Genomic DNA, 26,160 nt, shown 5'->3' on the forward strand with positions numbered 1-26,160 from the left:
GGACTTGCCAGACCGGCCGACCACCGCGTCGGGTATCCCTCCCCCTCGAACACGTGCCCAAGATGCGACCAGCACCGCGCACACCGGACCTCCGTCCGCACCATCCCGTGCGAGCGGTCCGTCAGGAGTTCCACCGCGTCGGAGTCCGTCGGTCGTAGAAGGACGGCCAGCCGGACCTCATTCACCACTTCAGCCTCGACAGCCCCAGTGCCGAGCCGTACCGTCAGACCGCGACCACATGCACGTCCGGCGGTGCCAGAACCTCCAGATAGGCGCGGAGATCATCCGGATCACTGGTGAAGATGACCGCGCTGCCGTGCCTCGCTGCCGCCAGCGCCACCCAGGCGTCCACCGCATCAGGAGGCTTCTTGCCCGGCAGCGCCGCCTGCCCAAGAGACGTACCGATGCGCCGCCAGTCGGCCAGGTCCGGACCCGTGGCGCAGGCCAGGCACTCCGGGCGGCCCGCCTTCGTCTCGCGTATCGGCGGCTCGGAGGTACGCGCCTGCGGGACAGCGCAGTCACTGAGCACTCCGGACAGGGCGTGCACCAGCGCCGGACGCGGCCTCCACACCTGAGCCAGGACCGGGCCGAGCACCAGCGCCCGATGCGGGGTCGACCGCACCCCTTCATGGAGCGCCACCGCCTTCGCCTTGCGGTCGGCGAGCGCGATGAGCATGCCGGTGTCGTACACCGGCACCCGAGCGCTCACGCAGCGCGCCCCGGGCGATGTCCCTGCCGGTCTCGCCCGTGCACGAGACCGATGGCCTCCTCGACCTCGCGGCGCTCCTGCTCCGTCAGGTCGACGGGTGCATCCGCGGGCGTTCCTGGCATCTCTCCGGCTTCCCGCTCCGCCCGCGCGATCACCGCGTCCACGTCGGCGAACTGCTCCTCTATGGCATCGCTCTCGGCCATCTGCCGCGTCGCGGCATGCACCAGATACGCCGAGACGTCCATGCCCGCCCGCTCGGCATGCCCTCTGATGCGCTCGGCCTGGGCCTGGTCGAGGCTGATGCTGATCCGCGTCTTCGCCATGAAATCACCGTATGACGCGTATTACGGTGGGTCAAGCCACCACCGGAACCGTCGTTCGTCAGGTGCTTCACCAGTCGGAACTGAAAGCGATCACGTATGTCGCTCCCCCGCAGGCCGGCCTGCACGAGCTACTGGCCGGCTTCCGGTCACCCCTCGTCCGGCACCAGCCGCAACGAGATCGAGTTGATGCAGTACCGCTGATCAGTGGGCGTCGGGTACCCCTCCCCCTCGAACACGTGCCCAAGATGCGACCCGCACCGCGCACACCGGACCTCCGTCCGCACCATCCCGTGCGAGCGGTCCGTCAGGAGTTCCACCGCGTCGGAGTCCTTCGGGTCGTAGAAGGACGGCCAGCCGCAGTGGGACTCGAACTTGGTGTCCGAGGTGAAGAGTTCGGCGCCGCAGGCGCGGCAGGAGTAGACACCGGTGGTCTTGGTGTCCGTGTACTCGCCCGTGAACGCCGGCTCGGTGCCGGCCTGGCGCAGCACGGTGTACTCGGCCGGGGTCAACTCCGCTCGCCACTGCTCGTCCGGCTTATCGATGTCGTACGACATGAGCCTCAGCCCCTTCAGTGCTACGACAGGTGGTCCAGAATCCGCGGGCCCAGGTCGGTCACGTCACCCGCGCCCATGGTCAGAACGAGATCACCGGGCCTCGCCATTCCCGCGATCACGGAGACGGCCCCGGCCCTGTCGTGGACGGCGGTGACGTCCGCGCCGGACGTGCGTGCCGCCTCGATGATCAGCTCGCTGGTCACGCCGGGGATCGGGTCCTCGCGGGCCGGGTAGATGTCGAGGACGGCCGAGGCGTCCGCGAGGGCCAGGGCGCGGCCCATCTCCGTGCCCAGTTCCTGCGTGCGGGAGAACAGGTGCGGCTGGAAGAGCACCAGGATCCGGCCGTCCCCGGCGGCTGCCCGCATCGCCTCCAGGTCGGCCGTCATCTCGGTCGGGTGGTGCGCGTACGAGTCGATGACCCGCACGCCGGCCGCCTCGCCGAGCGGCTGGAGGCGGCGCTTCACCCCGGTGTAGGCGGCCAGTGCCGTCGCCAGGTCGCGCGCCGGGACGCCCAGGGCGACGCCTGCCGCGAGCGCGGCCACCGCGTTGTGCGCGTAGTGCCGGCCGGGCACGGAGACGGTGAAGGTCAGCTGCGCGCCGTCCAGCTCCACGGTGACCTCGCTGGTCAGCCCCTGCGGGACGACCGACAGGATCCGCACGTCGGCGTCCGCGCGCTCACCGTACGTCACCGTCCGTACCGAACCGCCGAGGCGCCGGGTCAGCTCGCGGGCGCCCTCGTGGTCCGCGGCGATCACCAGGGTGCCGGCGGGCACGATCCGGCCGGCGAAGGTCTCGAAGGACTCGTGGATCTCGTCGATCGAGGCGTAGTTCGCGTGGTGGTCGAGTTCGACGTTGAGGACGATCGCGACCTCGGGCGTGTACTTGTGGAAGCTGCGGTCCGATTCATCCGCCTCGGCCACGAAGATGTCGCCGGTGCCGTGCAGGGCGTTGGAGCCGGGGGCGTCCAGGTCGCCGCCGATGGCGTACGAGGGGTTCAGGCCGAGCCGTGTCAGCGCCACCGCCAGCATCGACGTGGTGGTCGTCTTGCCGTGGGTGCCGGCGACGGCGATCGCCCTGCGGCCGTCCATCAGGGCGGCGAGGGCGTCGGAGCGGTGGACCACCGGGATGCCCAGTTCGGCGGCGCGGACCAGTTCCGGGTTGTCCGGGCGGATCGCCGAGGACACGACCACGCAGTCGGCGTCGTCGGCGAGGTGTTCGGCCGCGTGCCCGATGTGCACGGTCGCCCCGAGCGCCCGCAGGGCCTCGGCGGTCGCCGACTCCTTGGCGTCGCTCCCCGCGACCTTGGCCCCACGCTGCGCGAGGATCTTCGCGATCCCCGACATCCCGGCGCCGCCGATGCCGATGAAGTGCGGTCGGTCCATGGCGGTACGAAGGCCGGCTGCCATGCGCGTGTTCTCCCAGGTGCGATACGTCGACGGAGCGCGCCCCGCGGGGAACGCGCTCCCAAGCCTATTGCTTGGCGTGGACTGTGCCCTTCGGGGGCGCGGGGCGCATCGGTCCGCGGATCCGCCGGATGGTGGTACACGGCTCGGCCGGGGCCGACCACCCAGGTGCTCGAACGGGCGCGGGGCCTGGGTGGGCCGGGGTGAACCGAGGCTTGGCCGCTCGGCTTTCGCATGCCCGAGCGGCGGCGCTACGCCTTGCTGTGCGAGAACAGCTTCAGCACCGGCACCCCCACCTTGTGCCGGGCCCGCGAGGCCCAGTCGCGGTGGAAGAACTCCTCCACGTAGTGCGGGTCGGTGAGGACGATCACCTCGTCGGCCCCCACCTCCTCGACGAGGGACTTGAGGGCGTCCAGTGGATGGGCCTCGACCAGCCGGCCGTCGGCCTGGCCGCCGGCCGACCGCAGCGCGGTGAGGGACACCTCCAGCGCCTGTTCGGCAGGCTCCTTCGCCGCGTCGCCCTCCGGTGTCTCCCGTTCGCGGGCGGCGTCGTCGAGTTCGCCGAGGGCGATGTCGTCGATGGCACGCAGCAGCCGGTCGGCCTGGTCGCCGCGCGGCTGGAGCAGCACGTGGAAGGAGACCGCCTCGTCTCCGTGCAAGGTGGTGACGAACTCCACGTCGGCGGACGTCAGGGCCTTCTCGATCATCAATACGCTTGTGAACACCAGCGCCCCATTCTCCTTCGAGGACCCTTCTGGTCCTCTGTCCTCCGTGGGCCGTACCAGGCCCTGCGGAAACCATCCTGCCCCGTGTCCGCGCGGGTCCTGCCGGATTCAGTGTGCCCGGCGGAAGCTAAACGGAACGACACATTCCGCTGTTTTCAGGATCGCTGGTAGCGGGCGAACAGATATCCGGTCTCCTCCAGCAGGGACACGAGTTCGAAGCGCCGGGGCACGGCCACCCGAGAACCGCCGGCGATGCGCTGCGCATCACCCGCGGTGAGCATCGGCGCGAGCGTCAGGCACAGCTCGTCCAGGGCCCCGGCGGCGACGAACCGGCCGAGCAGCCGGGGGCCGCCCTCGGTGAGCAGCCGGGTGTGACCGAGGCCGGCGAGGGCCCGGACCGCGCGGGCCGGATCGACCTCGGCGCCGTCGCCCGCGATCACCACCCGGGCGCCCGCGCGCTCGGCGGCGGCGATCCGGTCCGGGGCCGCCGCGGCGCCGGTCAGGACCAGGGTGGGCACCAGCGGCGCGGTGAACAGCGGGAGGGTGAAGTCCAGCTCCAGACGTGCGCTGACGACCGCGATCGCCGGGGCCGGGCCCTGCCCCGCCGCCTCCCGGGCCGCCGCGAACGCGGCACGCGCGCGTGCCGGCCGGTAACCCTCCTGGCGTACCGTTTCCGCACCGACGACCACGACGTCCGCGAGGGCCCGGAGCGTACCGAAGATCTGCATGTCGGCCGGTCCGGAGATGGGCTGCGAGCGCCCTTCGTGCTGGGCGGCGCCGTCCAGTGTGGACACCATGTTGGCCCGCAGCCAGGCCGTGTGGCCGCGCCGGGCCGGCTCGGGGTAGGCGTACGCGGCGGCCAGTTCGGGGAGGCTCCACTCCCGGTCCGCGAGATCGCCCGCGCCGCCGGACGCGGGGCCGCCGGTCCCCTCCTCCCTCTCCCGTCCGGCGTCCGCGGCAAGGGCCTGGGCTGCTGTTTCTTCGGTCACAGGGAACAGGCGTCGCATGCGGTGCAGTGTGGCACGGCGCTTAACATGAGTAACCGTGTCGTCCTCCACCGCCGCCTCCCGGCCCCGCTCCGCCGCCGGCGCGGCCCCGCTGTCCCTGTGCGCCCGCGAGCCGCGCGTCCCCGCGGACCGGCTGGTCGCCGAAATGGTGCCGCCGCCGCGCTTCGACTCGGTCCGCTTCGCCACCTACCTGCCGGACGCGAACCAGCCCAGCCAGACCAAGGCCGTACGGGTCCTGGAGGGCTTCGCGGCCGGTCTCGGCGGGGCCCCGTCCGGCGGCGGCAGGCGGGGGTTCCTCGGCTTCGGGAGGTCCAGGGCGGCCCGGGTCCCGGCCGGACCGCGCGGCGTCTACCTCGACGGCGGGTACGGCGTCGGCAAGACCCACCTGCTCGCCTCCCTCTGGCACGCCGCGCCGGCCGAGCCCGCGCTCAAGGCGTTCGGCACCTTCGTCGAGCTGACCAACCTGGTCGGCGCCCTCGGTTTCCAGGAGACGGTGCGCACCCTCAGCGGCCACCGGCTGCTGTGCATCGACGAGTTCGAGCTGGACGACCCCGGTGACACGGTCCTGGTGTCGACGCTGCTGGGCCGGCTTGTCGACGCGGGCGTCGCGCTCGCCGCCACCTCCAACACGCTGCCGGGCAAGCTGGGCGAGGGCCGGTTCGCGGCCGTCGACTTCCTGCGGGAGATCCAGGGCCTGTCCGCCCACTTCCGCCCGCTGCGCATCGACGGCGAGGACTACCGCCACCGCGGTCTGCCCGAGGCGCCGGCACCGTTCACCGACGCGCAGGTGACCCAGACGGCGTATGCCACCGAGGGCGCCTCGCTCGACGACTTCCCGCGGCTGCTGGACCATCTCGCGAAGGTGCACCCGAGCCGCTACGGGGCGCTGACCGACGGCCTGCGGGCGGTGTGCCTCACCGGTGTGCGGGCGGTGCCCGACCAGGCCACGGCGCTGCGCCTCGTGGTCCTCGCGGACCGGCTCTACGACCGTGAGGTGCCGGTCCTCGCCTCGGGGCTGCCCTTCGACGTGCTGTTCAGCGAGGAGATGCTGAACGGCGGTTACCGCAAGAAGTACTTCCGCGCGATATCCCGGCTCACCGCGCTGACCCGGGACGCGAAGCCCCTCGTGGCGGCCTGACGCGCGGGCCTCGGGGCGACCCTGACACCTCGCCCGCCACCTGACCCCCGTCATCCCGCCCCGCCACCTGGCCCCCGGGACACCCGTCTTCTCGGGGTGGCCCGGTGTCCGGCACGCGCGGCGCGTCCTCTAGACGATCAAGGCCCGCGGGTCAAGTACCGGGTTCGCGCCAGCTACCCGCATTTTTCACGCTCTCCTGGGCTCGAAACGCGGAGTTAACCCTGCAAGCAACTTTGCAGGGTTAATGTGTTTCTTGACCATCCATTGACCAATGCTTGGTACGTACTAGAGGCGTGGACTGCCGAGAGGGGGCGCATGTTCCGAGGTAAAGCGGCCCGGCGTGCGCTGGCACCCCTCGCCGCCGTGCTGCTCGCCCTACAGTTCTTCATGTGCGCGGATGCGTTCGCATCCGCGCACACATTCCGTCATGTAAAGGCCAAGGCTGATCCCGGACTTGAGCTTTCCGGGCAGCAGGCGCCTCTCGGCCCGGTGACGTACCGCGTCACCGGGCACACCGCGGAACCACCCGGTCCGCCACACGCCCGTGACCACCGGCGAACCACCGCCCCGGGATGGGCGAACGAACGCCCTCTTCCCGCCCGTCACACGGCGACCGCACGCCCGCAGACCGCGTCCGGCGCGCCACGGCACCACCTCTCAAGAGCCCTGAGAGCCCACACTCCGGCGGCACTTCAGGTCTTCCTCTGCTGAGGGACCGGCAGCCCCCACCCACCCCCCACAACCGTCGCGCAAGCCCGACGCGCCGTCATGGCGCGCCAGGAGGAATCAAGACACCATGCAACCCCTCATCGACAACGCCCGTACCTTCGGACAGCGCCCTGAGGAGTTCGCCAAACTCGCCGAAGGCCAGTCGCCGCAGGTCCTGTTCATCACCTGCTCCGACTCCCGGGTCGTTCCGGCCCTGATCACGGGCGCCCGCCCCGGTGAGCTGTTCGAACTGCGCACCGCCGGAAACATCGTCCCGCCGTACGTCTCATCGACCCCTACCGCCGAGGCGGCCACCATCGAGTACGCCATCGAGGTGCTCGGCGTCCGTGACGTCGTCGTCTGCGGTCACTCCCACTGCGGTGCCGTCGGCGCGCTGGTGCGCGGCGACGACCTGACCGCCGTACCCGCCGTGCGCGACTGGCTGGCGCACGCGACCCCGCGCCCGGCCGGAGCGGCCGCCGACCCCGCGGTCGCCGAGGGCGTGCAGAGCCACGTCCTGACCCAGGTGCTGCGACTGCGCTCGTACCCGTGCGTGACCGAGAAACTGGCCCAGGGGCGGCTCGCCCTGCACGCCTGGTACTACGAGGTGCACACCGGCGCGGTCCGGGCGCACGTCGCCACGACCGACACCTTCGAGGCACTGTGAGCGGCACCGTGACCAAGAAATTCCCCCATCTCAAGCAGGACTTCACCGCTTCCCTCGTCGTCTTCCTGGTCGCGCTCCCGCTGTGTGTGGGCGTGGCCGTCGCCTCCGGCGTACCGGCCGAACTCGGCCTGGTCACCGGCATCGTCGGAGGTCTCGTCACCGGGCTGATGCGCGGCAGCAGCCTCCAGGTCTCCGGTCCGGCCGCCGGCCTGACCGTGCTGGTCTTCGAGGCCGTGCACCAGTTCGGGCTGCCCGTGCTCGGCGTCATCGTGCTCGTCACCGGGGTGCTCCAGATGGCGATGGGCGCCCTGCGGCTCGGGCGCTGGTTCCGGGCCATCTCGGTCTCGGTCGTGGAAGGCATGCTGGCCGGTATCGGTCTGGTGCTCATCGCCGGGCAGCTGTATCCGGCGCTGGCCGCTCAGGCCCCGGCCTCGGGTCCCGGCAAGATAGCCGGGCTCCCGGGGGCGCTCGTGGACGCCTTCGGCGACACGGGCGCGCTGGCCTCCCTCGCCGTGGGCGCGGGCACCGTCGCGGTCCTGGTCCTCTGGAAGCTCGTCCCCGCGAAGATACGCGCGGTGCCCGGCCCGCTCGCCGCGGTCGGCCTGGCCGCGCTGGCGGCGCTGGTCCTCGACCTGCCGGTGGCCACCGTCGAGGTGCAGGGGCTGTTGGACTCCGTCCAGCCGCCGCCGCTGAGCGCCTTCGGCGAACTCGCCGGGCTCGGGGTGCTGGGCACGATCGTCGCGTTCACGCTGATCGCGTCCGCCGAGTCGCTGTTCAGCGCGGCGGCCGTGGACCGGCTGCACGACGGGCCGCGCACCCAGTACGACAAGGAACTGGTCGCCCAGGGCGCGGGCAACACGATCTGTGGGCTGCTCGGCGCACTGCCGATGACCGCGGTGATCGTGCGCAGTGCGGCGAACGTGCAGGCGGGCGCCCGTACGAAGGCGTCCCGGGTGCTGCACGGCGGCTGGCTGCTGCTGTTCGCGGCCCTGCTTCCGGGTGTGCTGGGCTACATCCCGATCCCGGCCCTCGCGGGCATCCTGGTGTACTCGGGCGCCAAGCTCATCCCGGTGCGGGCGCTGGCCGTGCTGTGGCGTGAGTCCCGGGGCGAGGCGCTGATCGTGATCGTCACGGCCGTGGCGATCGTCGCGATCAGCATGTTCGAGGGCGTGATCATCGGCCTGGCGCTGGCGATCGTCAAGACGGCGTGGGAGTCCTCGCACGTCAAGCTGGAGTTCGTCGACAAGGGGGCGGGCCCGGTCGAGGCGTATCTGTCGGGCAACGCGACCTTCCTGCGGCTGCCGAAGATCCTCGACAGCCTGGAGTCGCTGCCCAAGGACCGGCCGGTCCGGCTCGACCTGTCCGGCCTGCACCACCTGGACCATGCCTGCCGCTTGGCGCTGGAGACCTGGGCCGAGCGACACAGCGAGTCCGGGACCGAGCCGGTACGGCTCACGGCGGCGCGGTAACGCGCCGGTCTGGTCCGGGGCAGGGGCGTGGCCCCGGACCAGACACCGGGCATATCGTTGCAGGAGTGGACGAACAGACCTCTGACCGAGGGAGGTCGTCATGCTCCAGGAACTGGTGGGAGCCCTCGTGGGACTCGGTGCCGTCGGCCTGGTCTACCTGGCCGCGGCGGCCCGAGTGGTCAAGCAGTACGAACGCGGCGTGGTCTTCCGGCTCGGGCGGGTGCTGGACCCGGCCCGTACGCCCGGCTTCACCATGGTGATCCCGGGGGTCGACCGGCTGCGCAAGGTCAACATGCAGATCGTGACGATGCCGATCCCCGCGCAGGAGGGCATCACCCGGGACAACGTGACCGTCCGGGTCGACGCGGTCGTGTACTTCAAGGTCATGGACGCGACGGCGGCGGTCATCAACGTCGAGGACTACCGGTTCGCCGTCTCCCAGATGGCGCAGACCTCGCTGCGTTCGATCATCGGCAAGAGCGACCTCGACGATCTGCTGTCCAATCGCGAAAAACTCAACCAGGGCCTTGAGCTGATGATCGACAGCCCGGCCGTGGGCTGGGGTGTGCAGATCGACCGGGTCGAGATCAAGGACGTGTCCCTGCCCGACACGATGAAGCGTTCCATGGCGCGGCAGGCCGAGGCGGACCGTGAGCGCCGGGCCCGGATCATCAACGCCGACGCCGAACTCCAGGCGTCCAGGAAGCTCGCGGAAGCGGCTCAGCAGATGGCGGACACGCCCGCCGCATTGCAGTTGCGGCTGTTGCAGACGGTGGTGGCGGTGGCGGCCGAGAAGAACTCCACCCTGGTGCTGCCCTTCCCCGTCGAGCTGCTGCGCTTCCTGGAGAAGGCCCAGCAGCCCGCGGTCGGCGAAGCCGCCCCGCACGGCACCGAGCCCCCGCCCGCCAAGCCCGCGACCACCGGACCGGCACACACCGCACCGGTGCACACCGCGTCGGCGCCCGCGGGGGACGGCTCCACGGACGGCCACACCCACCCGGCGGGCCCCCCGGCGACCGCGCCTCCGGAGGAGGCGCCGCCCCCACCGCGCGGCGGCGACCGGACCGCACCTCCCCCGCCGCCGCAGCCGGCCTCCGGCACGCCCCCGGTGACCACACCCGGCCCTCCGGCCTCCTGACCGGCGGCTACGGCCATGAGCCGGACGGGCCCGCCGGGCCGCCGGGCGAACGGACCTGCCGGAACGAACGGACCTGGCGGGCCGAACGGACCTGCCGGAACGAACGGACCTGGCGGGCCGAACGAACCTGCCGGAACGAACGGACCTGGCGGATCGAACAGGCCCGGCAGGCCCGGCAGGCTGGGCGGGCCGGGCGGGCCGGGCGGGCCGGGCGAGGACGCGGGTCGGAGCAACCCGGCCGCACCGGACACGGAGCCCTGGCGGGGCACACGCACGCGCAAGGGACCGTCCGGGTGGTGCGGGCACGGGCGGGCCCGCGGCGGCACGCCCCTCCCGACAGGGGCACGCCCCTCCCGACAAGGCACGCCCCTCCGGACGGGGGCATGCAGCTCCGGACGGCGGTGTGCCCGGCCGCGCGAACCAGTTCCCTGCGGGTCGGGCGAGTGATCGGACGCGCAAGGCCGGGCGGGTGACATATAAGCACTTCACAAGCCAAGTCATCCAATACACCCTTTTCTAAGTCATATCTTCATACCGTGTTCACTTCTGTACGCCGAGTCGCCGCCGTCTGCGCCCTGAGCGCAGTCCTCGCCGCGTGCGGCACAGCCGAGCCCCCGCACACCGCCGGCCCGGCCACCGCGCGGTCCACCCCCTCCTCAGCCTCGCGTCCGCCCACGCTCACCCCGGGCCCCGGCGGTCTCACGCCGGTCTTCATGAACGGCCCGCGCACCCAGGGCAAGACCGTCGCCCTCACCTTCGACGCCGACATGACCGCCGACCAGGGGCCGCGCGCCGCGGCGGGCGAACACTTCGACAACCCGCAGCTCATCGCCACGCTGCGGACGCTGAAGGTCCCGGCGACGGTGTTCATGACCGGCCGATGGGCCGAGCAGTACCCGGCCGAGGCCCGCTCCATCGGCAGCGACCCGCTGTTCGAGGTCGCCAACCACTCCTACAGCCACTACGCCTTCACCGCCGACTGCTACGGCCTGCCCACCGTCTCCGCCGACCGGATGCGCGCGGACGTCGAGCAGGCGTACACCGCCCTGCGCACGGCGGGCGTGCCGCACCCGATGCCGTACTTCCGCTTCCCCGGCGGCTGCTACGACCAGCAGGCGCTGCGCGCCCTGAGCGGGCTCGGGGTCACGGCGGTGCAGTGGGACGTGGTGAGCGGGGACGCGTTCGCGACGGACGCCGACGCGGTCGCCAAGCAGGTGCTGGACGGAGTGCAGCCGGGGTCGGTGGTCGTCATGCACTGCACCCGCAGCGCCGCGCCGACCACCGAGCAGGTCGTACGGACGATCGTGCCGGAACTGCGCAAGCGGGGTTTCCAGTTCGCGAAGGTCTCCGCGCTGATCTCGGCGACCGGCCGGCGCCGCTGACCGGCCTACGCTGGAGGGCATGACCGACGAGGAACCCTGCCCGACCACCGGCCCCGACCGGCCCGCCCCGGCCGGTGGTCCGCCGTACGCGGAGTGCGTGCTGTGCCGCGAGCCGACCGAGTACCCGCGGTCGCACCCGGGCACCACGCTGTGCCCCGTGTGCGAGTGGCAGGAGGCACAGCGCACCGCCTGCTCCGGATGACCGGCGGGCGGCGGGCACCGGGCCACGGCGGCACCGCCGCGCGGCGCCGTAAGGTGGGCTGTCGTGAGCGATGTTCCTGACTCCCCCGGTGCCGCCCCCTTCCGTACCGAGCGCACCCCGCGCGACGAGGCCCCGCAGTTCGTGCTGCCCCTGGTCGTACGGATCGAGCGGGGAGCACCGCCCGCGCGCACCGACGCCCTGGAGACCGCGGCCCGTGCGGTGCTCGTGCTGCTCGCGGACGAGCGGGCGCTGGGCGACGGCGAGTGGGCACAGGCGGTACGGGACTGGCAGGACGCGCGGATCCGGAAGGTGGTGCGGCGGGCCAGGGGCGCCGAGTGGCGGCGGGCCGAGGCGCTGCCGGGCATCACCGTCACCGGGAAGTCCGCGGAGGTACGGGTCTTCCCGCCCGTTCCGCTGGACGGCTGGCCCAAGGACCTGGCCCGGCTCCAGGTGTCCGGCACCGAACTCGACGAGCCGGAGCCGCCGGCCGGCCCGGACCCGGCGTACCCCGTGCTGTGGCTGAACCCGGGTGTCGACATGTCGGCGGGCAAGTCGATGGCCCAGGCCGGGCACGGCGCCCAGCTCGCCTGGTGGGAGCTGTCCGACGCGGAGCGGGCCGACTGGCGGGACGCGGGCTTCCCGCTGTCCGTACGGACCGCGGACCCGGCCGACTGGCGCGAACTGACGGTCAGCGAACTGCCGTTGGTACGGGACGCGGGGTTCACGGAGATCGCTCCCGGACTGACCGTCGCGGCGGAGGGGGGCACCCGCTTCGCACCACGGTTGCGCAGACGGTGACGGTGCCGACCGGAACCTGCCTGATCGGTCGGACCGGCCAGGTGCGGCTTCGTACCGAGTCAGCCTGGACAAGGTCGGCCCGACGGGTGCCCGTGGCACCTGGCACTGGATGCGGCGGCCCGGGTCGTGGGGCCGGAATCGCGGTCGCGTCGGTCCGCCCGACCCACCGACCACGTGTCCTGCGGCCCTGTTCCGGCCCCGTTCCGGCCCCATGGCGCCGGTCCCCGCCGCAACCTCAAATGTTGCTCTGAAGAAGCCGGGAGGGGGATTCGCGCCCGGCCGTGCGGGCCATACCTCCGGCACGCCACCGCGGCAGCGGAACGGCACGGAGGGGGACGGGCGATGCGGCAACTGGGTACGGGGATCGGCTGGCGGCTGGAGATCGCGGACGCCGTCGAACGCATGCCGGACATCGACTGGGTCGAGGTCGTGGCGGAGAACGTGTGCCCCGGGCATCTGCCCGCCTCGCTGCGGCGGCTGCGCGAGCGCGGGGTGACCGTGGTCCCCCACGGTGTCTCGCTCGGTCTCGGCGGCGCGGACCGGCCCGACGAGGACCGGCTGACCGCACTCGCCGAACGCGCCGCGGGGCTGGACGCGCCGCTGGTCACCGAGCACATCGCGTTCGTCCGGGCGGGCGGCCCGCTGACCGCCTCCCCGCGCCTGGAGGCGGGCCACCTGCTGCCCGTACCGCGCACCCGGGACGCCCTCGACGTGCTGTGCGCGAACGTGCGCCGCGCGCAGCAGGCGCTGCCCGTGCCGCTCGCCGTGGAGAACATAGCGGCGCTGATCTCCTGGCCGGGCGAGGAGCTGACCGAGGGGCAGTTCCTGTACGAACTGGCCGACCGGACCGGCGTACGACTGCTCATCGACGTGGCGAACCTGCACACCAACCACGTGAACCGCGGCGAGGATCCGGCGAAGGCGCTCGCCGAACTGCCGCTGGAGGCCATCGCGTACGTGCACGTCGCGGGCGGCTTCGCCCGCGACGGGGTGTGGCACGACAGTCACGCCCACCCGGTCCCGCGCGAGGTCCTCGACATCCTCGCCGACCTCGCCTCCCGCATTCGGCCGCCCGGGGTGCTGCTGGAGCGGGACGAGAACTTCCCCGAACCGGCCGAGCTGGAACGGGAGTTGGCCGCCATCCGGACGGCGGTGGACGAGGGCGGCGCGGACCTGGCCTGCGCCGGGCCGCCGCCGGTGGCGCGAGCGGGAGTGGAGGAAGCGGGCGAGCCGGCCCGGGAGCGGGTCGCGCTCGCGCAGGCGGCGGTGCTGTCCGCGCTGGTCGCCGGGACTCCGCTGCCCGAGGGGTTCGACCGGGTACGGATGGGGGTGCAGGCGCGGGCGCTCGCCGCGAAGCGGGCGGACGTGGTCGCCAAGGTGGCGCCCGAACTGCCGCGCATCCTGGGGACTCGCTACCGCCCGGCGTTCCTCGGCTATGCGCACGGGCAGCCGATGACCGCCGGCTACCGGCGGGACGCGCTGGACTTCGTGGCGCACCTGCTGCGCGAGCGGCACCCCGCGCACGCGGAGGTGCGGCGGGAGCTGCGCGGGTGGTGGCGGGAGCGGTCGGGCCCGGCGCCGCGGTCGGGGCGGCCGGTCGCCCGGGTCGGGCGGGCGGCGCGGAGGGTGCTGGCGCGACGCGGCTGACAGCCCGTGCCCTGACCCGACCTGCGCGGACTGGACCGTCGCGGACATGCAACGCCGCGTGCCGTTGACGACGCGGCCATGGTGTTCCACAGGCCCCTGGCATAGAAACACGTCATGTTCTGGGTGCTTCTCCTGCTGTTGGCCTGGGCCACGGCCGGCACGGCGTGTACCCGGCTGAGCCTGGCCGCCGTACGTGCCGCGGGCTCCGCCCCGCACACCGTGACCGTGCGCCGGGAGCGCGGCCTGACCCTGTACGAGGCGGCGTTCCTGTCCGGCGGTCCCGCCCGGGTCGCCGAACTCACCCTGGTCGCCATGGCGCGGCAGCGACGGCTGCTGCTCGCGCACACCGGCTGGGCGACCGTCGTCGACCCGCGGGGCCGGGACGACATGGAACGGTCGGTGATAGGCGCCATCGGCCCGGACGGGCAGTCCCGCATCGCGCCGGTGCGCTCCGCCGCCGCGGGCGCCGACGCCGTGCGGAGCCTGGCCGACGGGCTCGTCCGCGCGGGGCTCGCGGTGCCCGACGGGGCCCGTACGACGGTGGCGGCCGGGGTCCGTCGGGTGCGCGCCGCCGCGGTGGCGGTGCCGGCCCTGGGTACGGTCGCGTTGCTGCCGCCCGCGCCCGCCGGGACCTCCCGTCACCTGATCGCCCTGTGGTTCGCCCTGCCGCTCACCGTGACCCTGAGCTGCCTGGCCCTCGCCCGGGTCGAGGCGCCCCCCTATTCCCGGTGGGCCTCCCCCGCCGGGCAGCGGATGCTGGGCAGGCTGGCCCGGCAGTCGGGCGGGGCGGGCGACGAGCACACCTACCTGATCTCCGTCGCCGTACACGGCGTCCGTGCGATCGGCGAGCCCGAGCTACGGGCCGCCCTCGCCCACCGCGACCGGCCGCGGCGGGAGTGAAGCGAGCCCTCCGGGGGCGCATGGGGAGCATTGACGCCGACACCGCCGGACGGTGCTTGCCTTCGCCGCACCACGAACGAAACATCCCTTTTGTCGCCGCAGCGACGGTGCTGCCGCGCTCCGAAGGGATACCCGATGAAAGCTGCCGCCCTCTGCTCGGCTGCCGGATCCTTGCTCCTGACCGCCCTCGCCGCCGCCCCCGCGGGCAGCGCTCCGGGTGCCACCGGCGCGCCGGCCGCGGCCGAGGCGCGCGGCGCCTCGGTGGCCGCCGCTCGCGCCCGGGCCGCGGGCATCGACTTCGGGAAGTGCTCCGCCGAACCGGACGCGCCGGCGAGCCTGCGGTGCGGCACGGTCAGCGTTCCGCTCGACTACGCGCACCCCGACGGCAAGCAGATCGAACTGACCGTCAGCCGGGCGCGGGCCACCCAGAAGGACCCGCACAACAGCAAGCTCAAGGTGCGCAGGCAGGGCGCCCTCGTCTACAACCCGGGCGGACCGGGCGCCTCCGGACTGTACTTCCCGGTGATCGGGGTGCTGCCCGAATGGCGCCGGATCGCCGCCGCGTACGACCTCGTCGGCTACGCCCCGCGCGGGGTGGGCCGTTCGGCGCCGCTGTCCTGCCAGGCACCCGAGCGCTTCCGCAAGGGGCCGGCGGCCTCACCGACGCACCCCTCGCAGTCGTACAAGCAGGAACGCGTCGCCGAGGCGAAGACGTACGCGCGCGGCTGCGCCGAACGGTCCGGCAGCGCCCTGCGGTACTACAACTCGCTGAACAACGCCCGTGACCTGGACGTGCTGCGGGCCGCGCTCGGCGAGCAGAAGCTGACGTTCATGGGCGCCTCGTACGGCACCTACTTCGGCGCCCTGTACGCGACGCTGTTCCCCGGGCACGTCCGGCGGATGGTGCTGGACTCGGCGGTGAACCCGGACCCCGCGCAGATCTGGTACCGCGCCAACCTGGAGCAGTCGGCCGCCTTCGAGAGCCGCTGGACGGACTTCCGTGACTGGATCGCCCGGCACGACGACGTGTACGGGCTCGGTGCCACGGCCGAACAGGTGCGGATCAGCTACGAGAAGGCGCGGGCCCGGCTCTCCGCCGAGCCCGCGGACGGCAAGGTCGGGCCGGGCCAGTTGCAGGGCGCGTTCCTGATGGCCGGCTACTACGACGACTTCTGGCCGAGCCGGGCCGCGGCGCTGTCCGCGTACCTCAAGGGCGACCCGAAGCCGCTGGTCGGGATCGCCGCGCCGGTCGACGGGACGGCCGCCGAAGCGGAGAACGCCGACGCGGTCTACACGGCCGTCGAGTGCAACGACGCGCCCTGGCCGACGGACTGGGCGGTGTGGGACCGCGACAACACCCGGCTCGCGCGCGTGGCGCCCTTCGAGACCTGGGACAACGTGTGGACCAACCTGCCGTGCGCGTACTGGCCGGTGCCCCGGCAACGGCCCCTCGACGTGCGGACCGGGCCTGGCGAGCTGCCGCCGACGCTGATCCTGGCGGGCGAGCGGGACGCGGCCACTCCCTACGGCGGGGCGCTGGAGATGAACCGGCGGCTGGCCGGCTCGGTCCTGGTGACCGAGCGGGACGCGGGCACGCACGGGATCGCCGGCGGGTCGAACCCGTGCGTGAACGCCCATCTGGAGGCGTACCTGCTGGAGGGCCGGGTGCCGGGGCGGCGCGCGGCGTGCGCGCCGCGCCCCGAGCCCGAGCCGCGTACCCCGGCCGACCGCACCGGACAGCGGCAGTCACTGCGCGACGCGCTGAAGGGCAAGGCCGAACGCCCCTGAGGGCGGGCGCGGACGCCGAGGGCGGGACCCGGGCTGCGGCCAGGGTCGGACGCCGGAGGCAGGACCCGGGCTGCGGCCAGGGTCGCCGGGGGCGAGGCCGCGCGAGCACCCCTGATGGTGCGTCCGGGCTCCGCGGGGCGCGCCGCGGTGTTCCCGGCGGTGCGGTGCGTCCGCGCGTTACGCCAGCCCCTCGATCAGTTCGCCGATCTCCTTGCGGCGCCCGGTGAAGAAGGGGACCTCCTCGCGGACGTGCCGCCGGGCCTCGGAGCCGCGCAGATGGCGCATGAGGTCGACGATGCGGTGCAGTTCGTCGGCCTCGAAGGCCAGGATCCACTCGTAGTCGCCGAGGGAGAACGAGGCGACCGTGTTGGCGCGCACGTCCGGGTAGCCGCGGGCCATCTTGCCGTGGTCGGCGAGCATCCGGCGGCGGTCCTCGTCGGGCAGCAGGTACCAGTCGTAGGAGCGCACGAACGGGTAGACGCTGACGTAGGTGCGGGGCGTCTCGTCGGCGAGGAACGCCGGGATGTGCGCGCGGTTGAACTCGGCCGGGCGGTGCAGCGCCATGTTCGACCACACCGGGTCGAGCGCGCGGCCCAGCCTGGTGCGGCGGAAGAGGTTGTACGCCTCCTGGAGCTGCTCGCTGGTCTCGGCGTGCCACCAGATCATCAGGTCGGCGTCGGCGCGCAGCCCGGAGACGTCATAGGTGCCGCGGATCGTCACGTCCTTGGCGGCGAGCTGGTCGAACAGCTCCTGGACCTCGTCGGCGTAGCCCGTGCGGTCCGCGGGCAGCACGTCCTTCAGCCGGAAGACGGACCACAGCGTGTAGCGGATGACCTCGTTGAGGTCCTTGGCCAGCTTGCCCTTGTTCGGGATCCTGCCGGACTCGGTGGTGGGGGCGTCGTCACTCATGCGTCCATTCTCCCGCTCCGCCCCGCGCCGGCCGCACCGGGTCCGGCCTGCACGGCACCGGGTCCGGTCGGCTCCGCTCAGGGCCCGCCTGCTCCGCTCAGGGCCCGGCCTGCTCCGCTCCGGCGTCCGTGAGGGTACGCAGGTCGCCCGCGATCCGGTCCACGGCCGCGGCGGCGCTCGCGACGCAGGCTGGGATGCCCACGCCGTCGTACTGGGCGCCGCACACGGCCAGGCCGGGGAGCTTGGCGACGTGCTCACGGATGCGGGCCACGCGCGCGTGGTGGCCGACCGGGTACTGGGGCAGGCCGTCGGTCCAGCGGGTCACCCGGGTCTCCAGGGGCTCGGCGGCCAGACCGGTGGCCTCCCGCAGGTCCTGCCGGGAGAGGGCGACGAGGTCGGCGTCCGCGCGGCCCAGGATCTCCGTCTCGCCGTACCGCCCGACGGAGGTGCGCAGCACCATCACGTCCGGGTCCTGCTCGGCGATCCAGCCCCACTTCTGGGAGGCGAAGGTGGACGCCTTGATGCTGCGCCCGTCGACCGGGGGCACGAGGAAGCCGCTGCCCTCGGGAAGGGCGACGGCGTCCCGGCGGTAGGCCAGGGTGACCAGCGCCATGGAGGCATACTCCACGGCCTTCAACTCGGCGGCGGCGCCGGGGGACTCGGCGGCCAGCAGCCGGGCGGCGGCGGGCGCGGGCACCGCGACCACCACGCCGTCGGCGCGCAGCACCCGGTCGCCGGCGACGACGCGCCAGCCGCCGGCCGCTTCCCGGCGCAACTCCGTCACCGGTGTCGAGGTCAGCACCGCGCCGCCCCGGGCCCGCACGGTCTCGGCGACGGCGAGCGGCAGCCGGCCCACGCCGCCCTCGACGCCCTGGAAGACCGGGCCGGTCTGCTGGTGCGCGGCGGCCTTCGCCTGGATGCCGCGGACCGCCTCGGTGAGCGAGTCGTGGGTCTGCGCGGCCTGGAACAGCTGGGGGACGGCCGAGCGCATCGAGATGCGGTACGCGTCGCCCGCGTACACCCCGCCCAGCAGGGGTTCGACCATGCGGTCGACGACCTCGCGGCCGAGCCGGGCGGCCACGTAGGCACCGACCGCCACGTCGTCGCCGACCTCGGTGGGCGGCAGCCCTGCCTCGCGCCCGACGCGGGCGACTCCTTCCTCGGACAGCACACCGGCCAGCGCGGACGCCGTGCCGGGGACGCCCATCACATGCCCCTTGGGCATGGGGCGCAGCGCGCCACGGGTCCAGATCGAGGCGGTCGTGGTGGCCGGGGTGCGCAGCAGGCCGGACAGGCCCACCTCGCGCGCGAGCGCCACCGCCTCCGGCCGGCGGGCCAGGACCGACTCGGCGCCGAGGTCGACGCGTACGCCCGCGATCTCGCCGGGCAGCAGCTTGCCGCCGACCCGGTCCGCCGCCTCCAGCACGGTCACCCGCGCCCCGCGGTCCAGCAGCCGGTGGGCCGCCGCCAGCCCGGCGATCCCCGCTCCGATGACGACGACGTGCCCCGTGCCCGTACCCGATGCGCTCATGGCTCCAGCCTCTCAGACGCCACCGACGGCCCGCCCCGGGACCGGGCCTCGCCGCCGCACCCTCCGAGTCCGCCGAACTCATCGCATTTGTCGCGTTCGTTGCGTTCGTTGCGTTCGCTGCGTTCGCTGCGTTCGCTGCGTTCGTCCAACCCGTCGAACCGTCTGTGCCGCCGGGGCGGGACGGCGGGGCTCCGGGGTCGGGGGCGCGTGTCCCGCGCGCGTCCTGACCGTGATCGCTCCGGGACCGTTCCGGAATCGTTTTGGCCAAACGTTCCGGCCGGGTGCGGCGTCGAAGGAACATCCGTCGTCACGACCCCTGGGGGGAACCGCCCATGCGCACACCGCACTCCGTACGCCCACTGCCCGCCCTGCTCGGGATGCTGCTGGCGGCCACCCTCGCGCTGACCGGATGCGGCGCCTCCGACACCGCGAGCAGCAGCGCCGACAAGGCCGTCACGGGTGGCAGCGCCGACAAGGCCGCCGCGGCCGGCAGCGTGGCCGAGCGGGACGCGGCCGGTGGCGGCGGCTCCGGCGAGGCCGGCAAGAGCGACGCGGCCGGCCGGACGGACGCCGCCGGCGTGACCGAGGCGCCCCGGCCGGGGGTCGGCAACGTCATCCGCACCGCCGCCCTGACGGTGCGCGTCAAGAGCGTACCCAAGGCCCTGGACCAGGCCCGCTCCGCCGTCGAGGACGCGGGCGGGTACGTCGGCCAGGAGAGCACCAGCCGGGACGACCGGGGCCACGAGAGCACCCGCGTCGTCCTGCGGGTGCCCACCGACGCCTACGACGAGGTCCTCGCCCGCCTCCAGGGCAGCGGCGAGCTGATCCGGCGCACCGCGCGCGCCGAGGACGTCACCGACCAGGTCGTGGACGTGACCAGCCGGATCGCCTCGCAGCGGGCCAGCGTGTCCCGGATCCGCGACCTGATGGACCGGGCGGACAAGCTCAGCGACGTGGTCACCCTGGAAGGGGAGTTGAGCAGCCGCGAGGCCGATCTGGAGGCGCTGCTCGCCCAGCAGGCGTCCCTGAAGGACCGCACGAGCCTGGCCACCGTCACCCTGACGCTGTCCGAGGCCCCGGCGGAGGAGGACGGGACGGACGACGGGCCCGGCTTCCGGGACGCGGTGTCCGGCGGCTGGCACGTCTTCGTCACCGTGCTGCGCTGGATCGCCCTGGCCCTGGGCGCGGCGCTGCCCTTCGTGGCCGTGGCGGCGCTGCTCGTCCTCGGGTGGCTGCGGGCCGTCCGCCCCCGGCTGTCGCGCCGCGCCGCCCCGGCGCCGGTCACGACCGCCCTGGGCCCGCTGCCGACGGCACCCCCGGTGGCCGTGGACGCGGCCGGCCGGGCGCACGGCGACGAGGGCCGAGCCGACGACGGGGGCCGAGCGGGCGACCGGAGCTGAGCGGGCCGTACCGGTCCCGTGCCCCGTAGCGTGTTCGCATGACCATGAACATCAGCGGGGCGCGCGGCGGGGCGGAACGGCTGGTCGTGATCGGCGGTGACGCCGCGGGGATGTCCGCGGCGTCGCAGGCGCGCCGGCTGCGGGGGCCCGACGAACTGGAGATCGTGGCGTTCGAACGCGGTCACTTCGCGTCGTTCTCCGCGTGCGGCATCCCGTACTGGGTGGGCGGTGACGTGCCCGAGCGGGACCAGTTGATCGCCCGCACGCCCGAGGAGCACCGCGCGCGCCACATCGACCTGCGCATGCGCACCGAGGTCACGGAGATCGACGTGGACCGGCAGCGGGTACGCGCGCGTGACGTCGATTCCGGCGCCGAGTCGTGGACCTCGTACGACAAACTGGTGATCGCGACCGGTGCGACGCCGCTCCGCCCGGACCTGCCGGGCGTCGACGCCCCCGGGGTGCACGGCGTCCAGACCCTCGACGACGGCCAGGCCCTGCTGGACACCCTGGCGCGCACCCGGGGCCGCCGCGCGGTCGTCGTCGGTGCGGGCTACATCGGCGTGGAGATGGCCGAGGCGCTGATCAAACGCGGCTACGCGGTGACCGTCGTCAACCGGGGCGCGGAGCCCATGTCGACACTCGATCCTGACATGGGCCGGCTGGTGCACCGGGCCATGACGGGCCTGGGCATCACCATGGTCGACGACGCGCCCGTCACCAAGCTGCTCACCGGGGACGACGGCCGGGTGCGGGCGGTGGCGACCGAGGACGCGGAGTTCCCCGCCGACGTGGTCGTCCTCGGGATCGGCGTGCGCCCTCGGACGACGCTCGCGCGGGCCGCGGGGCTGCCCCTGGGCCGCCACGGCGGGCTGCTCACCGACCTCGCGATGCGCGTCCGGGGCCACCGGAACATCTGGGCGGGCGGTGACTGCGTCGAGGTGCTGGACCTGGTCTCCGGCCAGGAACGGCACATCGCCCTCGGCACCCACGCCAACAAGCACGGCCAGATCATCGGCAGCAACGTCGGCGGCGGTTACGCCACCTTCCCGGGTGTGGTCGGCACCGCGGTGAGCAAGGTCTGCGACCTGGAGATCGCCCGCACCGGACTGCGTGAGAAGGACGCGCGCCGGGTGGGCCTGCGGTTCGAGACGGTGACCATCGAGTCGACCAGCCGGGCCGGCTACTACCCCGGCGCCGCCCCCATGACGGTGAAGATGCTCGCCGAACGCGGCACCGGCCGCCTGCTCGGCGTGCAGATCGTCGGCGGGGAGGGCGCGGCCAAGCGGGTCGACATCGCCGCGGTGGCACTGACCGCGCGGATGACGGTCGAGGAGATGACGGCCCTCGACCTGGGCTACGCGCCGCCGTTCTCCCCGGTGTGGGACCCGGTCCTGGTGGCGGCGCGCAAGGCCGCGGCGAAGGTGGCGAAGGTGGCCGCGGGTGATGCCCCGGCGCGCTGAACGCAACGGCCTTCCCCTGCCCGCGCAGCAGGAAACACCCGACCTTCTCCGGCGGCCCGCACGGATTCCGTCCGCCGTGGTGCGGGCACTACTCCTGTGTGGTCATCCCCGTCCATGACGTGAACCCGGTACGCCGCACCCCCTGGGTGACGTACGCGTTGATCGCCGCGTGCGTGCTGGTCTTCCTGCGCACGCCCGGCATGGCGGGTTCCGTGACCGGCGGCAGCGACCTGGCGCAGCTGTGCCATCTCCAGGCGTTCCTCGACCATTACGCGGCGGTGCCCAGGGAGCTGATCCACCATCAGCTGCCGCGGCTGGTCCCGACCGGCGCCGTGGGCGTCGGCCCGCAGGGGCCGGGCTGCGTGGTGGGAGCGCCGTCGTACGACAAGTATCCGCCGCTGTCGGTCCTCACGGCGATGTTCCTGCATGGCAGCTGGCTGCACCTGCTGGGCAACATGCTGTTCCTGCTGATCTTCGGCAACAACGTCGAGGACCGGATGGGGCACATCCGCTACTTCCTCTTCTACGTGGTCTGCGGATACGCGGCCGGGTACGGCTTCGCGCTGTTCAACGCCTCCTCGGGCGAGCCGCTGATCGGCGCGTCCGGGGCGATCGCCGGAGTCCTCGGCGCCTATCTGGTGCTGTATCCGAAGGCCAGGGTCTGGGTCCTCGTCCCGTTCCTGGTCTTCCTGCCGCTGCGGCTGCCGGCCTGGCTGGTGCTGGGCTTCTGGTTCGTGCTCCAGGCGGTGTACTCGTCCGGGCAGGGCGTCTCCGACGCCGGTTCGGTGGCGTACGCGGCGCACGTCGTCGGCTTCGTCGTGGGCATGCTGCTCGCGCTGCCGCTGCGGCCGGGCACCGTACCCCCGCCGGAGCCGCCCCGGCTGCTGTTCGGCAGACAGGCCCGGCCCCGGCAGACCTGGCAGACGTGGTGAGTCAGCGGACGGTGTGCGTGTGCACGTAGTCCACGAGCCGGGTCAGGGCGTCCGGGTCGGTGTCGGGCGGCACGCCGTGACCGAGGTTGAAGACGTGGCCCTCCAGACCGGCGGCCGCGTCGAGCACCTCGCGGGTCTTGGCCTCGACGGCATCCTGGCCGGCGAAGAGGACCACCGGGTCGAGGTTGCCCTGGAGCGCCTTGCCGGGGCCGACGCGGCGGGCCGCCTCATCGAGCGGGACGCGCCAGTCGACACCGACGACATCGGCGCCGGCCTCGCCCATGAGCGGGAGCAGTTCGCCGGTGCCGACGCCGAAGTGGATGCGCGGCACGCCGTACCCGGCGACGGCGCGGAAGACCTTGGCGGAGGCGGGCAACACGGAGCGCCGGTAGTCGGCCGGGGCGAGCGCGCCGGCCCAGGAGTCGAACAGCTGGACCGCGGAGGCACCGGCCTCGATCTGCACCTTCAGGAAGGCCGTCGTGATGTCGGCGAGGCGGTCGAGCAGGTCGGCCCACAGCTCGGGGTCGCCGTACATCATCGCCTTCGCGTTCTGGTACGTCCGGGACGGGCCGCCCTCGACGAGATAGCTCGCCAGGGTGAACGGGGCGCCGGCGAAGCCGATGAGGGGGGTCGGGCCGAGTTCGCGGGTGAGCAGGCCGATGGCCTCGGTGACGTAGGAGACGTCGTCCGGGGTGAGGTCGCGCAGCTGGGCGAGGTCGGCCCGGGAACGGATCGGACGCTCGATGACCGGCCCGACCCCGGGCTTGATGTCGAGGTCGACGCCGATGGCCTTGAGCGGTACGACGATGTCGCTGAAGTAGATCGCCGCGTCCACGTCGTGCCTGCGCACCGGCTGGAGGGTGATCTCGGCGACGAGTTCGGGGCGGGTGCAGGACTCCAGCATCGGAACGCCCTCGCGCACCTTGCGGTACTCGGGCAGTGAGCGGCCGGCCTGGCGCATGAACCACACGGGGGTGTGCGGCACGGGTTCGCGTCGGCACGCCCTGAGGAAGGCGCTGTCGTACGTGGCGGTCGGCTGCTGGCCCGTGGGGCTTGCGTTGGCACTCACGACGGCAAGTCTCGCACGGCCCCGGACCCGGCATGGTCATGCCCTCGGCCGAAGGCGGCCGTGATCTTTAGGTTCCCTTTAGGTGGTGTCCCTCCCTGCGCGAAGCGCCCGTTCCCCTTACTCTTCCCCGCATGGCTGCGGCTCAGGGACGACTGTCGGACGGCGCTGGTGGGATGGACGATGCGAAGAGTGCCAGGGAGGCGGACCGGCACTCGGACAGTTCGGCACCGCCCGCTTTCCGGGCCGCGGTCGAGGCGCTGCGCACGGCGCGGCTGCGCCCGCAGGTCGAAGTGGACCCGACGCCGGCCCCGCAGCGGCTCGCTCCCTTCACGTACGCCCTGGAGGCCGCGGTCGTCGACGGCGACCAGGACCTGGCCGACGGCCGGCTGGTCCTGCTGCACGATCCGGCCGGGCACGACGCCTGGCAGGGCACCTTCCGGCTGGTGACGCTGGTACGCGCGGAACTGGAACCGGAGATGGCGGCCGATCCGCTGCTGCCGGAGGTCTGCTGGTCGTGGCTGACCGGTGCGCTCCAGGCGCGCGGGCTGTCGTACGGCGAGCCGAGCGGCACCGTCACGCGCGCGGGTTCGCACTACTTCGGCGGGCTGTCCGCGCGGCCGCCTGCCTCGCAGATCGAGATCCGGGCCTCCTGGACACCTCGGGAGGGGCTGGGCGGGGTGCCGGACACGGCGGCCCATCTGGCCTCCTGGTGCGATCTGCTGGCCCAGGTCGCGGGCCTGCCGCCGGCCGCGCCGGGCGACGCGTCGGTGGTGACCCTGCCCCAGCGCAGGGACCCGCAGTCCCGCTGACGGCCACTGCGGCCGCGACCGGGCCGCGGTGAGTACGGCCGACGGCACGGTCGGCACGTCGATCGGCCACCTCGGTCAAGCACATCAGTCGGCACCTCGGTCGACACGTCGGCCGACGGCACGGTCGGCACGTCGATCGGCCACCTCGGTCAAGCACATCAGTCGGCACCTCGGCCGACGGTTCGGTCGACGGCCCGGCCGTCACCGCGTCCGACCAGTCGCACGGGCCGGGCCTCGCCGACTGAGCGGGATCCGGTCCGGCGGCCTCGTCCCCGAGCGGCCGGTGGGCGGAAGGCGCCGGCCCTCCGGCCCCGGCCCGCGAACCACCCCCGCGAACCACCCCCGCACCCCAACACCGCACCCCAACACCTCACCCCGACCCGCCCCCCTGTCCCGCCGACCGGCCGATCATCATCTCGTTGACCATCTCTTTGTCGATACGGCCACTTTCAGTCGCGGAAGCGAATCCGGTCGAACCGACTCGATCTTCGGGTGATCGATCGCGTGTCCGAATTGCACGGATTGTTCTCACCAGATCGTGATCATTCTCTAAAGGCGAACGGGTTTGGTGCCGAAGACGACTGTGACCTTGAAAGCACGGTTCGTCCCGGCTTCACCCCCCACGAGCCGGTCCCGTCCCGCACCCCAGGAGGCCTGGTGTCCGTTCTCCTTGAGCAACCCGCAAGCCTGGTCGCCTACCGCCCGAACAAGCCGACCGCCATGGTGGTCGTGGCCGATCCGCGTGTCCGCTCCACCGTCACCCGCCACCTGTGGGCCCTCGGTGTGCGGGACGTCATCGAGGCCTCGTCCGTCGCGGAGGCTCGTCCCCGCATCGGCAACCCCCGCGACATCTGCGTGGCCGACGTCCACCTGCCGGACGGTTCCGGCCTGACCCTGCTGTCCGAGACCCGAGCCGCGGGCTGGCCCAACGGTCTGGCGCTGTCCGCCGCCGACGACATCGGCGCCGTGCGCAACGCCCTGGCCGGCGGAGTCAAGGGCTACGTCGTCACGGGCACCCGGACCAACATCGGGCTCCCCACCCGACCGGGTGCCGCTCCCCTCGGCGCCGCCGCCCGTATGCACCGCCGCCCCCCGGGTGCCCCGAGTCACCCGGGTGGCTACCGCGAACTGTCCGGCCGCGAGGTCGAGGTGCTGCGCCTGGTCGCGGAGGGCCAGTCGAACAAGGCGATCGGCGTCTCCATGGGCCTGTCCGCGCTGACCGTCAAGAGCCACCTCGCCCGCATCGCCCGCAAACTGGGCACCGGTGACCGGGCCGGCATGGTCGCCGTGGCCCTGCGCACCGGAATCATCCACTGACCCCACGGCGACGGCCGGTTTTTCACTCCGGCCGTTCACTGATGTGAACCGGATCGGCCGGGCGGTTCCCGGCCACCTCCCCCGCCGACCGTGTCCCCGATGTTTCACCGACCTGACTGGTTTACGCCCCCTCGGCGCCCGTCGACGGAACGTTCCGTCGACGGGTGCCGTC

General features: G+C 73.2%; 24 protein-coding genes and 1 pseudogene. 15 read left to right on the forward strand and 10 right to left on the reverse strand.

Translation table 11 applies throughout. The features are described from left to right. Window positions 1-26: 26 nt before the first annotated feature. The 7 genes and pseudogenes from ACFC09_RS02590 to ACFC09_RS02620 all read right to left on the reverse strand — a co-directional run. Window positions 27-172 (reverse strand): annotated as a pseudogene (locus ACFC09_RS02590) (peptide-methionine (R)-S-oxide reductase); the annotation flags it as partial. Between the two features lie 51 nt (window positions 173-223). Next, window positions 224-709: a hypothetical protein gene (locus tag ACFC09_RS02595; RefSeq protein WP_376523114.1), complete on the reverse strand. Its 486-nt coding sequence runs from the start codon at window positions 707-709 to the stop codon at window positions 224-226. Then, complete coding sequence (locus ACFC09_RS02600) at window positions 706-1,032, reverse strand: hypothetical protein (protein WP_376523117.1); 327 nt, start codon at window positions 1,030-1,032, stop codon at window positions 706-708. The genes ACFC09_RS02595 and ACFC09_RS02600 overlap by 4 nt, the downstream gene beginning before the upstream one ends. 146 nt (window positions 1,033-1,178) lie before the next feature. Then, window positions 1,179-1,586: a peptide-methionine (R)-S-oxide reductase MsrB gene (gene msrB / locus ACFC09_RS02605; protein WP_376523119.1), complete on the reverse strand. Its 408-nt coding sequence runs from the start codon at window positions 1,584-1,586 to the stop codon at window positions 1,179-1,181. Between the two features lie 20 nt (window positions 1,587-1,606). Continuing rightward, window positions 1,607-2,992, reverse strand: a complete 1,386-nt coding sequence (gene murC / locus ACFC09_RS02610) for a UDP-N-acetylmuramate--L-alanine ligase (protein ID WP_376523122.1) — start codon at window positions 2,990-2,992, stop codon at window positions 1,607-1,609. Window positions 2,993-3,240: 248 nt separating this feature from the next. Further along, window positions 3,241-3,714 carry an indole-3-glycerol phosphate synthase gene (locus tag ACFC09_RS02615; RefSeq protein WP_376523125.1) on the reverse strand — a complete coding sequence of 158 codons (474 nt, stop codon included), beginning with the start codon at window positions 3,712-3,714 and terminating at the stop codon, window positions 3,241-3,243. Between the two features lie 155 nt (window positions 3,715-3,869). Further along, window positions 3,870-4,721: a pyrimidine reductase family protein gene (locus ACFC09_RS02620; RefSeq protein WP_376523127.1), complete on the reverse strand. Its 852-nt coding sequence runs from the start codon at window positions 4,719-4,721 to the stop codon at window positions 3,870-3,872. Window positions 4,722-4,758: 37 nt separating this feature from the next. On the opposite strand from ACFC09_RS02620, the gene zapE reads away from it, so the two are divergent. The 10 genes from zapE to ACFC09_RS02670 all read left to right on the forward strand — a co-directional run bounded on the left by zapE (window position 4,759) and on the right by ACFC09_RS02670 (window position 16,558). After that, on the forward strand, window positions 4,759-5,859 hold the full coding sequence (gene zapE / locus ACFC09_RS02625; protein WP_376523130.1) for a cell division protein ZapE: 1,101 nt from the start codon (window positions 4,759-4,761) through the stop codon (window positions 5,857-5,859). Window positions 5,860-6,655: 796 nt separating this feature from the next. Next, complete coding sequence (locus tag ACFC09_RS02630; protein WP_376523132.1) at window positions 6,656-7,234, forward strand: carbonic anhydrase; 579 nt, start codon at window positions 6,656-6,658, stop codon at window positions 7,232-7,234. 8 nt (window positions 7,235-7,242) lie between these two features. After that, a complete protein-coding gene (locus tag ACFC09_RS02635; protein WP_376523135.1) occupies window positions 7,243-8,703 on the forward strand; it encodes a SulP family inorganic anion transporter in 1,461 nt (486 codons plus the stop codon). A 100-nt stretch (window positions 8,704-8,803) separates the two neighbouring features. Further along, window positions 8,804-9,841: a slipin family protein gene (locus ACFC09_RS02640; RefSeq protein WP_376523138.1), complete on the forward strand. Its 1,038-nt coding sequence runs from the start codon at window positions 8,804-8,806 to the stop codon at window positions 9,839-9,841. Between the two features lie 536 nt (window positions 9,842-10,377). Beyond that, the gene (locus ACFC09_RS02645) at window positions 10,378-11,223 is read left to right on the forward strand and encodes a polysaccharide deacetylase family protein (protein WP_376523141.1); all 846 of its coding nucleotides are present in this window, start codon (window positions 10,378-10,380) and stop codon (window positions 11,221-11,223) included. Between the two features lie 19 nt (window positions 11,224-11,242). Beyond that, window positions 11,243-11,425: a hypothetical protein gene (locus ACFC09_RS02650; RefSeq protein ID WP_376523143.1), complete on the forward strand. Its 183-nt coding sequence runs from the start codon at window positions 11,243-11,245 to the stop codon at window positions 11,423-11,425. Between the two features lie 63 nt (window positions 11,426-11,488). Then, window positions 11,489-12,223, forward strand: coding sequence for a peptidyl-tRNA hydrolase (locus ACFC09_RS02655; protein WP_376523146.1), 735 nt, complete (start codon window positions 11,489-11,491; stop codon window positions 12,221-12,223). A gap of 342 nt (window positions 12,224-12,565) precedes the next feature. Beyond that, entirely contained in the window at window positions 12,566-13,870 is a 1,305-nt protein-coding gene (locus ACFC09_RS02660) for a DUF692 domain-containing protein (RefSeq protein ID WP_376523148.1), read from the forward strand. 114 nt (window positions 13,871-13,984) lie between these two features. Continuing rightward, window positions 13,985-14,770 (forward strand): TIGR04222 domain-containing membrane protein, encoded by a 786-nt coding sequence (locus ACFC09_RS02665; protein WP_376523150.1) that lies wholly within the window; start codon window positions 13,985-13,987, stop codon window positions 14,768-14,770. Window positions 14,771-14,905: 135 nt separating this feature from the next. Continuing rightward, window positions 14,906-16,558, forward strand: a complete 1,653-nt coding sequence (locus tag ACFC09_RS02670; protein WP_376523153.1) for an alpha/beta hydrolase — start codon at window positions 14,906-14,908, stop codon at window positions 16,556-16,558. A 177-nt stretch (window positions 16,559-16,735) separates the two neighbouring features. Here the strand turns inward: ACFC09_RS02670 and hemQ are convergent, their stop codons facing one another. Both hemQ and hemG read right to left on the reverse strand, forming a co-directional pair. Next, window positions 16,736-17,467, reverse strand: coding sequence for a hydrogen peroxide-dependent heme synthase (gene hemQ / locus ACFC09_RS02675; RefSeq protein ID WP_376523155.1), 732 nt, complete (start codon window positions 17,465-17,467; stop codon window positions 16,736-16,738). Window positions 17,468-17,564: 97 nt separating this feature from the next. After that, entirely contained in the window at window positions 17,565-18,998 is a 1,434-nt protein-coding gene (hemG, locus tag ACFC09_RS02680) for a protoporphyrinogen oxidase (RefSeq protein ID WP_376523157.1), read from the reverse strand. 332 nt (window positions 18,999-19,330) lie between these two features. Between hemG and ACFC09_RS02685 the strand changes: the two genes are divergently transcribed. The 3 genes from ACFC09_RS02685 (at window position 19,331) to ACFC09_RS02695 (ending at window position 22,793) form a co-directional block, all read left to right on the forward strand. Further along, on the forward strand, window positions 19,331-20,398 hold the full coding sequence (locus ACFC09_RS02685) for a DUF4349 domain-containing protein (RefSeq protein WP_376523159.1): 1,068 nt from the start codon (window positions 19,331-19,333) through the stop codon (window positions 20,396-20,398). A 44-nt stretch (window positions 20,399-20,442) separates the two neighbouring features. Beyond that, the gene (locus ACFC09_RS02690; protein WP_376523616.1) at window positions 20,443-21,861 is read left to right on the forward strand and encodes an FAD-dependent oxidoreductase; all 1,419 of its coding nucleotides are present in this window, start codon (window positions 20,443-20,445) and stop codon (window positions 21,859-21,861) included. A 98-nt stretch (window positions 21,862-21,959) separates the two neighbouring features. Continuing rightward, window positions 21,960-22,793, forward strand: a complete 834-nt coding sequence (locus ACFC09_RS02695) for a rhomboid family intramembrane serine protease (protein ID WP_376523161.1) — start codon at window positions 21,960-21,962, stop codon at window positions 22,791-22,793. A gap of 1 nt (window position 22,794) precedes the next feature. Here ACFC09_RS02695 and hemE read toward each other — a convergent pair whose 3' ends face one another. Then, a complete protein-coding gene (gene hemE, locus ACFC09_RS02700; RefSeq protein WP_376523163.1) occupies window positions 22,795-23,862 on the reverse strand; it encodes a uroporphyrinogen decarboxylase in 1,068 nt (355 codons plus the stop codon). A gap of 131 nt (window positions 23,863-23,993) precedes the next feature. Here hemE and ACFC09_RS02705 point away from each other — a divergent pair, with 131 nt between their 5' ends. Further along, on the forward strand, window positions 23,994-24,671 hold the full coding sequence (locus tag ACFC09_RS02705; protein WP_376523165.1) for a DUF3000 domain-containing protein: 678 nt from the start codon (window positions 23,994-23,996) through the stop codon (window positions 24,669-24,671). Window positions 24,672-25,328: 657 nt separating this feature from the next. Beyond that, complete coding sequence (locus ACFC09_RS02710; RefSeq protein WP_250401061.1) at window positions 25,329-25,988, forward strand: response regulator transcription factor; 660 nt, start codon at window positions 25,329-25,331, stop codon at window positions 25,986-25,988. The last annotated feature ends 172 nt before the right edge of the window (window positions 25,989-26,160 follow it).

The organism is Streptomyces sp. NPDC056161, assembly GCF_042268025.1.
Taxonomy (GTDB): domain Bacteria; phylum Actinomycetota; class Actinomycetes; order Streptomycetales; family Streptomycetaceae; genus Streptomyces.

Excerpts from the sequence above, each read along its gene's own strand:
- ACFC09_RS02665 (WP_376523150.1), top strand. The coding sequence starts at position 13,985 with ATGTTCTGGGTGCTTCTCCTGCTGTTGGCCTGGGCCACGGCCGGCACG.
- ACFC09_RS02640 (WP_376523138.1), top strand. The coding sequence starts at position 8,804 with ATGCTCCAGGAACTGGTGGGAGCCCTCGTGGGACTCGGTGCCGTCGGC.
- ACFC09_RS02650 (WP_376523143.1), top strand. The coding sequence starts at position 11,243 with ATGACCGACGAGGAACCCTGCCCGACCACCGGCCCCGACCGGCCCGCC.
- ACFC09_RS02705 (WP_376523165.1), top strand. The coding sequence starts at position 23,994 with ATGGCTGCGGCTCAGGGACGACTGTCGGACGGCGCTGGTGGGATGGAC.
- hemQ (WP_376523155.1), bottom strand. The coding sequence starts at position 17,467 with ATGAGTGACGACGCCCCCACCACCGAGTCCGGCAGGATCCCGAACAAG.
- ACFC09_RS02690 (WP_376523616.1), top strand. The coding sequence starts at position 20,443 with ATGAACATCAGCGGGGCGCGCGGCGGGGCGGAACGGCTGGTCGTGATC.
- msrB (WP_376523119.1), bottom strand. The coding sequence starts at position 1,586 with ATGTCGTACGACATCGATAAGCCGGACGAGCAGTGGCGAGCGGAGTTG.
- murC (WP_376523122.1), bottom strand. The coding sequence starts at position 2,992 with ATGGCAGCCGGCCTTCGTACCGCCATGGACCGACCGCACTTCATCGGC.
- ACFC09_RS02630 (WP_376523132.1), top strand. The coding sequence starts at position 6,656 with ATGCAACCCCTCATCGACAACGCCCGTACCTTCGGACAGCGCCCTGAG.
- ACFC09_RS02685 (WP_376523159.1), top strand. The coding sequence starts at position 19,331 with ATGCGCACACCGCACTCCGTACGCCCACTGCCCGCCCTGCTCGGGATG.
- ACFC09_RS02620 (WP_376523127.1), bottom strand. The coding sequence starts at position 4,721 with ATGCGACGCCTGTTCCCTGTGACCGAAGAAACAGCAGCCCAGGCCCTT.
- ACFC09_RS02660 (WP_376523148.1), top strand. The coding sequence starts at position 12,566 with ATGCGGCAACTGGGTACGGGGATCGGCTGGCGGCTGGAGATCGCGGAC.
- ACFC09_RS02600 (WP_376523117.1), bottom strand. The coding sequence starts at position 1,032 with ATGGCGAAGACGCGGATCAGCATCAGCCTCGACCAGGCCCAGGCCGAG.
- hemG (WP_376523157.1), bottom strand. The coding sequence starts at position 18,998 with ATGAGCGCATCGGGTACGGGCACGGGGCACGTCGTCGTCATCGGAGCG.
- ACFC09_RS02670 (WP_376523153.1), top strand. The coding sequence starts at position 14,906 with ATGAAAGCTGCCGCCCTCTGCTCGGCTGCCGGATCCTTGCTCCTGACC.